Annotated in this window: 11 protein-coding genes and 1 tRNA gene; 6 read left to right on the forward strand and 6 right to left on the reverse strand. The window is 69.7% G+C overall.

Annotated elements, in window-relative coordinates; genetic code table 11:
- The first annotated feature begins 147 nt into the window (after positions 1-147).
- Both ACIPSA_RS46435 and ACIPSA_RS46440 read left to right on the forward strand, forming a co-directional pair.
- Positions 148-223 (forward strand) — tRNA-Trp (locus tag ACIPSA_RS46435).
- Between the two features lie 573 nt (positions 224-796).
- The gene (locus tag ACIPSA_RS46440) at positions 797-1,300 is read left to right on the forward strand and encodes a hypothetical protein (protein ID WP_402647093.1); all 504 of its coding nucleotides are present in this window, start codon (positions 797-799) and stop codon (positions 1,298-1,300) included.
- 124 nt (positions 1,301-1,424) lie between these two features.
- Here ACIPSA_RS46440 and ACIPSA_RS46445 read toward each other — a convergent pair whose 3' ends face one another.
- Positions 1,425-2,126: an HNH endonuclease family protein gene (locus tag ACIPSA_RS46445; RefSeq protein WP_402647096.1), complete on the reverse strand. Its 702-nt coding sequence runs from the start codon at positions 2,124-2,126 to the stop codon at positions 1,425-1,427.
- A gap of 196 nt (positions 2,127-2,322) precedes the next feature.
- Complete coding sequence (locus tag ACIPSA_RS46450; protein WP_402647098.1) at positions 2,323-2,508, reverse strand: hypothetical protein; 186 nt, start codon at positions 2,506-2,508, stop codon at positions 2,323-2,325.
- Positions 2,509-2,693: 185 nt separating this feature from the next.
- Here ACIPSA_RS46450 and ACIPSA_RS46455 point away from each other — a divergent pair, with 185 nt between their 5' ends.
- The 3 genes from ACIPSA_RS46455 to ACIPSA_RS46465 are packed head-to-tail and all read left to right on the forward strand — an operon-like array spanning position 2,694 to position 4,197.
- Positions 2,694-2,918, forward strand: coding sequence for a hypothetical protein (locus ACIPSA_RS46455; protein WP_402647101.1), 225 nt, complete (start codon positions 2,694-2,696; stop codon positions 2,916-2,918).
- The gene (locus tag ACIPSA_RS46460; protein WP_402647103.1) at positions 2,915-3,484 is read left to right on the forward strand and encodes an RNA polymerase sigma factor; all 570 of its coding nucleotides are present in this window, start codon (positions 2,915-2,917) and stop codon (positions 3,482-3,484) included. The genes ACIPSA_RS46455 and ACIPSA_RS46460 overlap by 4 nt, the downstream gene beginning before the upstream one ends.
- On the forward strand, positions 3,484-4,197 hold the full coding sequence (locus ACIPSA_RS46465; RefSeq protein WP_402647106.1) for a hypothetical protein: 714 nt from the start codon (positions 3,484-3,486) through the stop codon (positions 4,195-4,197). Before ACIPSA_RS46460 ends, ACIPSA_RS46465 begins: the two co-directional genes overlap by 1 nt.
- A 354-nt stretch (positions 4,198-4,551) precedes the next feature.
- Here the strand turns inward: ACIPSA_RS46465 and ACIPSA_RS46470 are convergent, their stop codons facing one another.
- A complete protein-coding gene (locus ACIPSA_RS46470; protein ID WP_402647109.1) occupies positions 4,552-4,986 on the reverse strand; it encodes a hypothetical protein in 435 nt (144 codons plus the stop codon).
- Positions 4,987-5,853: 867 nt separating this feature from the next.
- Here ACIPSA_RS46470 and ACIPSA_RS46475 point away from each other — a divergent pair.
- Positions 5,854-7,143, forward strand: coding sequence for a UDP-glucose dehydrogenase family protein (locus ACIPSA_RS46475; protein WP_402647111.1), 1,290 nt, complete (start codon positions 5,854-5,856; stop codon positions 7,141-7,143).
- 63 nt (positions 7,144-7,206) lie between these two features.
- On the opposite strand, the gene ACIPSA_RS46480 is transcribed toward ACIPSA_RS46475, so the two are convergent.
- From ACIPSA_RS46480 to ACIPSA_RS46490, 3 genes are read right to left on the reverse strand one after another with little or no spacing between them, the layout of a single operon-like run.
- Positions 7,207-7,554, reverse strand: a complete 348-nt coding sequence (locus ACIPSA_RS46480; protein ID WP_402647113.1) for a MazG-like family protein — start codon at positions 7,552-7,554, stop codon at positions 7,207-7,209.
- On the reverse strand, positions 7,551-8,405 hold the full coding sequence (locus ACIPSA_RS46485; RefSeq protein WP_402647116.1) for a methyltransferase domain-containing protein: 855 nt from the start codon (positions 8,403-8,405) through the stop codon (positions 7,551-7,553). Before ACIPSA_RS46485 ends, ACIPSA_RS46480 begins: the two co-directional genes overlap by 4 nt.
- A complete protein-coding gene (locus ACIPSA_RS46490; protein ID WP_402647118.1) occupies positions 8,402-9,712 on the reverse strand; it encodes a hypothetical protein in 1,311 nt (436 codons plus the stop codon). Before ACIPSA_RS46490 ends, ACIPSA_RS46485 begins: the two co-directional genes overlap by 4 nt.
- Between the last annotated feature and the right edge of the window lie 5 nt (positions 9,713-9,717).

The raw sequence follows: 9,717 nt of genomic DNA on the forward strand, positions 1-9,717 counted from the left end.
AAGCACCGTACCGTCCCGCATTTCGAGCCGACCCCGGCGACGAGGCGCAGATCCTCACCAAGGACGTCGGCGTCCTACGCCTCCTCTGAGAAGACGGAAATCCCTTGGAGATAGACCTGTTGGACGTGCCAAGCTGTCACCCACCAAAGGGGTGTAGCTCAGAGGCCAGAGCGCCGGTCTCCAAAACCGGATGCCGCAGGTTCGACTCCTGCCGCCCCTGCCACCGATCACGTTGTCAGGTATCTGCTGCGGGCCTGCTCAAGCCCGAGCGTACGGGGCTGTCGTCCTCGCCCTGCTGCGGGCCCGAACGTAATACTTCCGCCTGAGCCAAGCCGTTTCATTCTGCGGCGAGTTCGCCCGCAGACCGCGCACGTCGGGGACAGGTGTGGCACCGTGGACGCGGGCCGGGTTCGTCACTCCCCCCGTGGTGACGGACCCGGCCTTCATGTACACGGGGAACGATCTGCTCTCCTGGATATCCGGTGCTGATGGCCAGCACCATCTCCCAGTCGAAGGTTAGGTCGCCGTCCGGCCTGGCCGGGATGGTCGGCTCCCGGGGGCACGGGACCGAAACGTCCTCCAGGACGAGCCGGCTCACCCGCTGCGGATGGTCCTGTGCGAACAGGTGCCTCCACCGGCAGCGGCAACTTCAGCTAGCGCATGATCAACGCCACGCAGAACGAGGAGGGCGGTAAGGCCCTTGGCCGCTTCTACCTCTACAACCGGATCCTGGAGAAGGATAAGTTCCTCGTCTGGATCAAGCCCTGACCAGCCTCCGATCGACCGGGAACACGCCATGAGCGATCAGGCCGAGCATGGGCGCGGGCCCGTGCCCGTGCAATACCACCAGTTTCAGATCAACGACGAGGACGGTCCCGCCGGCCCCGACCTGCCCCGCGAGCACAACGGACTGGTCGAGGTGCAGGACGGTATCGCCACGGTCCACACCGGTATCCACACCGGGGATGTTGACGTCACCGTCTCCTTGTACCACGGCGTCCCCCAGCCCGGGGGTGCCGAGTGGGACGAGATCGTCGAGGTATCGCTTCACTCGGTGTCGGGAGAGCTGATGGTGCGAGGCCTGATGGACGACCTGGACGAAGAGTTGCCGGTGCTGTCCTTCGACGGACCCGGCGACTACCGGCTGCGCATCCATGCCCGCGGCCGGGACACCGCCATCGACCTCGCCCCGGACGAGATCACCGAGTGGTATCTCATCCAGGTGTGGCCCGCGCCGACTCAGGACGCGGTGGTGCTCCGCCAGGCCGATACCTACGGAGCCTCCGTCCGGGAGGGCTGACCCGGCGCCGTACTGGCTGCTGCCCGTCCACTTGCTGTTGGTGGACGGGCAGCGCTCTTCGCGAGGAACCCGTTACGCAAGGACGCTTCTCCAGCAGATCAGACCGCGGGTCCGAACTGCTGCTTCAGCGGGCAATGGTGACCGTGATGGGCTGGTCCGGGCAGGCCGCGAGGCGCTCGGCGAGCGCGGTCTGCTCGGCGGGGTCGATGCTCAGCCGGTAGCGGGTTTTGTCGGCGACCCAGTTGGTGACGTACGTGCACCAGTAGCTGGCGTACGGGGGCAGCCACGTCGTCGGGTCCTGGTCGGCCTTGGACCGGTTGGAGGCGGCCGACACGGCGATCAGCGCGCGGGGGTCATCGAGGTCGTTGGCGTACAGCTCCCGTTCCTTGGGTGTCCAGGCGGAGGCCCCGGAGTCCCAGGCCTCGGCGAGCGGGACCAGGTGGTCGACGTCCAGCTTGCGGGCGTTGTCGAAGTACTGGTCGTCGTAGGGCGAGTACCAGCTGCCGCCGGTCAGTGTGCAGCTCGGGCCGACGGTGGGGGCGGTGACGGCTTCGGCGAGGAGGACCTCCGCGCGGGTGTTGCAGCCGTCTTTGTCGGCGTCGGTCCAGTGCTTGAACTTGTCGCGGCTGTAGCCGGTGCGGTCTTCGTCCTGGACGGTCAGTGCGGCCAGGGCGTCACGGACCGGCAGGGTGATGGTGTCGCCGGGGGCGTGACGCTGCGGGACGGCGGCGGGTGCCGGCGTGGGGGAGGCGGCGTGGGCGGAGACGGGAGCGAGCAGGGCGGCGAGCGCGGACAGCCCGGCGGCCGCGGTGTGGGTGAAGCGCACGGAGGCTTCCTCTCGAAGATCACGAACGGGCGGTGATCTTCGTATCGGACTCGGCGTCACCCCTGCGCGGTGATCCGTGGGTGGCTCACCTGCACGGGCGGTAAGTCACACCATCACCGTCCAGGTCAACGCCGATACGCGGGGAGCCCCGGCCGGGGTCGAAGGCGCCAGGTGTGAACGAGGCGAGCCCGGAGGTTCATTCGCCATCGTGCATGCCGCGCCGTTCCAGCAAGCCGATCGGGTGGTTGTGCGCGGGCGCGCGTTGGTGATGGTGTTTGCGGTCGTGGCGGGGGCCGTTGCAGGTCCGGGCAGGGGTGCGCGGGGTGGCTTTGGGGTGGCGAACCGTGGCGAACAAATGATCGGCAAACGTGATGTCAATCACAGCACGAAGCGTGTATGCAGGTCACACCGTCAGTCACATGTGGACCGTTGCGTTCCATCGAAGACGTGTGTCGCAGAGTTAACTCCCCGGGGTCTGTGGAGCGGTGAAGGGGTGAGGTGCCGCCGCACCTCCCCTCGCTCGGCAACGGTGCGGAGCGAGGGCCGAGTTGAGCAGAAGGAGGGTCCGTGGGGCTTCACTGGGCCTGGCATGTGCTGGCAGTGGCCGGCGCCTGCCGGATGACCGCAGTTGCCTTCGACGCCGCCGTACGGCGTGTCGTCCGCATCGCCTCGCTGGCTCGCGACGAGCACCGCTCCCGCGCACGCGTTTTCGCACCACCCCCCGCCCTGCCCGCCGGACTGCACCCCGACGCGGGGTCCGCCGTTCCGCCGCCCGCCGTGGAGGAGCAGTGACCAGTCCTGACGAGCAGGACTTCGGCGTGATCGAGCCCGCCGAACTCCCGACCGACTTCGAGGCGTTCTTCACCCGCCACAAGAGCGAATTTCTCCGGGTCGCCGGCACCCGCACACGCAACCCGCACGACGCGGACGAAGTGCTCATGGACGCCGCGGTGGTGATGTACCGCAAATGGGAGCGGATCCTGGCACATCCCAACCCGATCGCCCTCGCCCACCGCATACTCGAAAACACCATCGTCGACTTCTACCGGCGCCGCGCCCGCACCGCCGACCGGGAGGTCAGCTACGGCGAACTCACCTACGCCGACGTACCCACCGCCGACGAGTTGCTGCTGCTGCGCGGCCACGACCGGCTGGACCGGGCCCTGGCCGAACTCGAACAGCGCGCCCCGCTCCAGGCGAACTGCGTACGCCTGCGCTACCTCGCCGAACTCAACTTCACCGAGATCGCCACCCGCCTGGACATCACGTCCAACGCCGCCAAGACCAATGTCCATCTGGGCCTGAAGAACCTCAACCGCCTCATCGGTCTCCCGGATCCGGGGAAAGGGAAGTCCTGATGCTGGAAGATCTCCTGCGCGCCGAAGCGCAGGCTCTGCACCGCACCTACGACAGCCACGACACCGGTGACTTCATGCGGCGCCTTGCCGTCCGCATCGCCCAGGATGCCGCGCGACCGCCCCGGGTTGCCCGTGCGGTCCTCGCTCCCACGTCGCCATACCCCCAACTGCCGCCACCCGCGGCTGCCCCTGCTCCCAGCCGCCCGACCGCCACCCGGCCCCGCATCCGCCGGGGCCTGCGCCGTCGCCCCACCCCGATCCTCACGCAGGACCCGGCTACTAGCCCCACGGCAGTCGTCGACCATGTACGCCGACTATGCGAGATGGTGCTGCGCTCCAACGACATCGACTCCCTCGCCGACTTCGCCGCTGACTACGACCCCAGAGGCGCCCGCACCTTCGCCTGCCTCCTCTACACCCTCGATCGGCGCGAAAGCGCCCTGTACTGGTGGCGGTTCGCCGCCGGCGGGGAAGACCCGCTCGCCGCCCACCTACTCGCCGCCCACCACGCCGCTGTCGGAATCAGTCCCGACGCCCGGCTATGGCGGGCACAGGCCCGCATGCTGGGCTTCACCCGCGACCGCCACCTCCCCCAGCCCGTACGCCCCAGCACTCATCTCGCCGAAGGATTCGCCCGCACCGTGCCCTGGGGAAACGCGCTGAGCACCTTTATCAAGACTGAGTACCTGCCCAGAGAACTGGCGACTCGCTGAACCGGGAACAACCTGCCACGGAGCGAGAGGGGCCGCAAAGCCGCGGCCCCCTGCCCTCTTTGAGTCACGAACCGCGTGACCGGGCGAAGGCGTCTGGGCCCCTGTCCCTGTCGTCGGCGGAGATCTCGTGAGTCCACCCGGTGTCAGTACAGGGGACTAGCTTGACTGGAAACGGAGTGGAAGCCACCGCGCCAGTCCCCGACCCTACTGAGCGAAAACACGGGTGTCGGCGGCCCATCCGGGGGTGCCGGGGGTGCAGGCGTCCGCGGAAGCCTCGACACGGACGCGGGCGCGGGTCATGCGGGACCTGTACTTGTGTCCCTTGAGCCGGCCGAGGCCCGCGGCCGTGTCGGGTCAGGGGTTCGCCGCGGCGACCGCCGCGCGGAACTCCTGCGTCATCAGGGCGACCGAGCCGCGCTGGACAGGCACCTCGCCCGGCTCGCCCGAGACACTGGCTACCGCGGCGCTCATGCGCTCATGCATTGCCGCGTCGACCACCGGCCGGTACTCCCCGGGCACCTCCCGGGTGTCCTGGACGGCGACCATCGTGCCGAAGCGCGTGCCGATCAACCCGACCGTGGCGGCCTTCCAGCCGAGCCGACGGGCCGCCCTACGCATCGCGGCCCTGATCAGTTCCACCCCGCCCAGGCCGACGGCCTCCTCATCGTCCAGATTCACCTGGTACGAGCCGCCGTAGCCGTCAGCGCCCTCGGGACAGGCGCGGCGCAGCAGCGGGACAAGGGCCTCGGCCATCGCGATACAGCGCGGCTCCTTCGCGTAGGAAGCCATCCGCGCATCGTAAAGCCGCACCCACGCTCCAGGTCGTCGTACGGGGGGGGATCGCTCACTCAAAGAGGGTCTCTTCGAACGGCACCCACCCGTGCTGGTCAGACAGGGTCCAGGAGGCCGAAGCGTCACGCCCCTGCGTTGCGCCCGCGCCGAGCGCGCCCAGCGGGTCAACACGAGGCAGCCGACGCTTTCGTGCTCACGATGGTCCGGCATGCCGCGGGAACATCGCGACCCACGCCATTGCCGTCGACCGCTCTGTCGCCCCTGCAGAGGGGAGACACAAAACGCCCGCGGAGCCCCGGGAGGCCCAGCCAGCCCACGGGCCAGGCGGCAGGAGGCGATGAAACGGGAAGGCACCGCGCTCTTCGGTCCGGTGCCACCTCAGCGGAGCGATCCACTGGCGTTCCCACCTGTGGCAACCTGATGCGTTGAGGCTGCTGGCGTGTGAAGCCATCGGGGGCGGGAGGCCCCGACCGATTCCAGACCCCACCGAGGTCGAGACCACAACGCGTGAGGAGCGATCGGGGCAGCGGCCGTCGCTTCCTGGCCGGACTCCCAACCTCACAGGGCAATACACCTAGCACTCGTCATGCGCGCCAAACACAAGGGCGCCCGCGCTCAGGAAATCGCCGCGCAGTTGCGTGCCTGGTCCACCAGCTGACGACCCCGGCCCGCGAAGGCCGACCCCTGTCCGTCTCCGTTGGGTACCTCGAAAGTGATGGCCTACTCGTTGGTGCTGACGGGTGCCTGCGCCGTTGTAATGGCGGCGGCGCGTCGGGGGATAGGGTGGGCTTCCCTTTGCGGGTTTCAGGTGGAACTTCCCCCGGCAGCAAGGTGGTTCGGGACTGCCGAGATTGGATGGCAATCATGGCGGACCGGCGACGGGTCGCGGTGTTCGGTGCGGGATACATCGGACTCGTGACGGGGGCGTGCCTGGCCGACCTCGGGCACCGCGTCGTCGTGCGCGACATCGACCCAGAAAGGGTGCAGACCCTCCAGGCCGGTGATGTGCCGATCTATGAGCCGGGCCTGGGCGACATGATCGCTCGGAACAAGGAGCGCCTGACGTTCACGCTGGACCTGGACGAAGCGCTGGACGACGCGCAGGTCGCTTACGTGTGCGTCGACACCCCGCCGTCGGTGTCCGGTGATGCCGATCTGTCCAAGGTCTGGTCGGTCGTGAGGTCCCTGGCCGGCGCTGCGGATCTGCGTGTGGTGGTGATGAAATCGACCGTTCCGGTCGGTACCGGTGCCCGGGCGCGGGCAGCTCTCGACGAGGCCGGGCTCACGGCCACGGGATACGCGTCGAACCCGGAGTTCACTGCCGAGGGCCGGGCCGTGAGTGACTTCATGAACCCGGACCGGATCGTCATCGGAGCAGACGACGCGGCCGCGGGCGCGCTCATTGCCGAGCTGCACGAGGGCATTGACGCGCCGGTGGTGACGATGGACGTGCGGTCGGCGGAGATGGTCAAGCTTGCGTCGAACGCCCTGCTCGCCACGAAGATCAGTTTTGCGAACGAGATTGCGACTCTGTGTGAGAACACCGGAGCCGATGCCGAGGAGGTGCTGCGTGCGGTCGGGCTCGACCACCGGCTCGGCAGCCACTTCCTGCGGCCCGGGATCGGGTGGGGAGGGTCCTGCTTCCCCAAGGACTCCGAGGCCTTGCGGCAGCTCGCGAGCAACACCGGTTTCCACCCGATGCTGCTCTCAGCGGCGATCGACGTGAACAACATCCAAAAGCGCCGCGCGATCCAGAAACTCAAGGACGCCCTCGGTACGCTGGCCGGCCGGGAGATCGCTCTGCTGGGGATGGCGTTCAAGCCGGGCACCGACGACATGCGCGAGGCTCCGTCCACGGTGCTCGCCTCGCGTCTGCTGGCTGAGGGAGCGCGCGTGCGGTGCTGGGACCCGCTGGCCCGTCCGGCCACCGGCGAGCCGTGGTCGTCGGCGACCCGGTATGCGAGCCCGGAAGAGGCGATGGACGGCGCGGATGCGGCGGTCGTGGTTACGGAGTGGGCTCAGCTGAGGGAAGCGGACTGGGCCCGGGCGGTTGAGCGGATGCGGCAGCCGGTCCTTTTTGACGGCCGCAATCTGCTGGATCCGGCCCGGATGCGTGAACTGGGCTTCACTTACATGGCGGTCGGACGGCTGTAGCTGCAGCACACCAGCAGGCTGCCCCCGGGCCGGGATGTTCCCGGCCCGGGGGCAGCGGCGTGGTCAGGCGAGCCCGGCGCGGTGGGCGACGGCCAGCACCTGCGCCTCCAGCAGGGCGAGCAGATCGGGCGGTTCCGGTTCGCCGGCGTGGAGGTGGGCGACGGCTGCGAGGGCGGTCATCGCGGTGTCGAGGAGTTCCCGCTCGACGTCGGCGAGAGTGTGCGAGTGGCCCTTGCGCGGATTGTGGCCGGTGGTGCCGACCAGCGCGGCGATCACCTCACCGGCCTCTTCGCCGACCTTGGCGACCCGACCCCACAGCAGCGCTTCGGGGGGCCGGGTGCTGTTTTCGGGGGCGGAGTCGATCCAGGCGGAGACGGCGAGGATCAGAGCGTTGGTCCGGGCGGCGTTCATGCCGCACTCCGCCCGGGGGTGCCGCTGGCGGTGCCGGCGACGACGAGGATGTGCGAGGACAGACCCAGGACGCTGGGCTCGGCCTCCATCCTGCGGATCGCAGCCAGGACCCGGTCCCGTCCCCGTGTGGTGGTCATCTGTTCGGCGAGGTTAGGCAGGAGCTTGGCCGGTCCTTCGACTGCCAGCAGCACGCGGACGCCCAGCCCCGCAGTCCGGGCCTCGTCGGCGAGCTCGTGGGGCGTGTGGAGGTAGGCGGTGGTCCACAGCCGTTCGAAGTCCCGTCCGGGATTGCGGTGCTGCCCGGTGGCCAGGTGTTCTGCGATGACGCTCTCGGCACCGGGCAGGCCGAGCAGGTCCTGTGACAGCACCTGCCAGGCCGTGTAGTAGCGGGAGGCACCGACGCCGATGACCGTGCCTCCGGGCCTGAGGACGCGGGCGGCCTCCGCCCACGCCCGGTGGCGGTCCTCGGCGGTGGTGAGGTGGTACAGCGGGCCGAGCAGCAGCACGGCATCGGCGGAGTCCGTCTCGTAGGGCAGCGCGCGGGCGTCGCCGAGCCGTACCCCGGCAAGCGGCTGTTCGGCGGCTGCGGAGGCTGCTCGGGCCTGTTCGGTGTGGAGGGGGACGGGGTCGAGGAGGTGGACGTGGTGCCCGAGTGCGGCCAGGTCGAGGGCGTAGCGGCCGGGGCCGCCGCCGACGTCGTAGATGGTCGCGGGCGGCGTCGGGAGGTGCCGCTGGAGAATGTCCAGGGTGCGCCAGTACTCGATTAAGCGGTGCGGGGCCGTCAGGCGGTCCTGCTCGTGGCCCGCGTTGTAGTAGTCGAGGATTTCGGGGGCGAGGCTCGGTTCGGTCACAGGGCGGATCCCGTCTGCCGGGCGCGGGACGCTGCCGTGCTGGTGAGGTGGTCGAGAAAGGCGTTCTGGAAGCTGGCGCGGTGGTCACGGTCGGCGGGTGTCATGACGGGGCCGCCCGCGCGGTCGATGAGGGAGGCGACGGCGCCGCCGACGGCGGGGCTGGAGCCGATGTAGCTGACGAGCTTGAACTGCATGACGAGGTACCAGTCGTCCTCGCCGCCGTCGCCGCGGACGGGCCGCGGGGTGAAGATGGCCGTGTTGTAGCTGAGGCCGCCGAGGGTGAGGCAGCGGTTGGCGATCTGCGGGCGGGCGGCAAGCAGCCGCAGCTGGGCGGATGTGACGTCCTTGAGGGCAGCGCGCAGCTGGAGCAGGCCAGTGATGGCGGGCGGGGAGAGCCAGGGCAGGGCGGTCAGGTTGGCGCTGACGGTGTCGGGCGGCAGCAGGGCGGGCCGCTGCCACGGCCGTGGGGGGTCTGCGTGGCCGGTGAAGGCGGTCAGCACGGCGCGGTGCACGGTCTCGGCAGTGGCGTGCAGGGCGCGCAGCAAGGCCCGGCAGTCGGCCGTGGTCAGGAACGCGATGCTGGGCAGGCGGAGTTTGAGGCCGATCGGCAGGCCGAGGGCGGCGTCCCGGGCGAGGTCGGGCCCGAGCTGCTGGCAGCCGGGGGGCAGGGCTGTGCTGTGGAGGGCGTCGGTCATGACGCGGTGGGCGAGGTGGGCGGCGGGGTCGATGAGGGAGCAGCGGGTGGTGGCGTCGGCGATCGAGGCGAGCGGTACCGGCCGGGTGCTGGAGCAGACGGCGGCGGGCCAGCAGTTGAGGTGCAGGTGCAGGCGCTTGTCCCACCATTGTCCGTTGTCTCGGTCGAGGGTGGGGTCGCTGTTCCATCCGATACCGAGCCGCGCGCCGCGCAGGCCGAAGCGGTGCGCTGCTGCTTCGGTGAAGTGCGTGAAGGCGTGTGCGGCGGCCAGCAGTTCGGCAAGGACCGGGTCGGGGGTGTTGCCGACGTGGGTGCGCAGTACGTCGTCGCGGGCGACGAGGAGCATAAGGTCGTACAGGGAGTGGGGGAATGCCTTGTCGATCGCGGCGAGGCGTTCCGGGTGTCCGGGGATCGGCAGCTCTCGCAGGATGAACGGCCCGTAGTGCTCGCGGTAGCCGCCGGTGCAGGTCAGCTCGTTTGGCGGGTCGGGCAGCCGGGGCGCGGGGAGGCCGGGGTTGACCGGCAGGTGCCAGGCGGCTGCCGGGTACAGGTCGTCCAGCGTGGCGGTCCGGGATTTGGCGGGCCGGTGGCGCGGTGCGGGGAGGGTGGTCATGGCGG

Origin of the sequence: Streptomyces sp. NPDC086549, assembly GCF_044746205.1 — a bacterium.
Taxonomy (GTDB): domain Bacteria; phylum Actinomycetota; class Actinomycetes; order Streptomycetales; family Streptomycetaceae; genus Streptomyces.

What these genes read in the sequence shown, in the direction of transcription:
- ACIPSA_RS46440 (WP_402647093.1), top strand. Translation starts at nt 797, where the DNA reads ATGAGCGATCAGGCCGAGCATGGGCGCGGGCCCGTGCCCGTGCAATAC.
- ACIPSA_RS46465 (WP_402647106.1), top strand. Translation starts at nt 3,484, where the DNA reads ATGCTGGAAGATCTCCTGCGCGCCGAAGCGCAGGCTCTGCACCGCACC.
- ACIPSA_RS46470 (WP_402647109.1), bottom strand. Translation starts at nt 4,986, where the DNA reads ATGGCTTCCTACGCGAAGGAGCCGCGCTGTATCGCGATGGCCGAGGCC.
- ACIPSA_RS46475 (WP_402647111.1), top strand. Translation starts at nt 5,854, where the DNA reads ATGGCGGACCGGCGACGGGTCGCGGTGTTCGGTGCGGGATACATCGGA.
- ACIPSA_RS46480 (WP_402647113.1), bottom strand. Translation starts at nt 7,554, where the DNA reads ATGAACGCCGCCCGGACCAACGCTCTGATCCTCGCCGTCTCCGCCTGG.
- ACIPSA_RS46490 (WP_402647118.1), bottom strand. Translation starts at nt 9,712, where the DNA reads ATGACCACCCTCCCCGCACCGCGCCACCGGCCCGCCAAATCCCGGACC.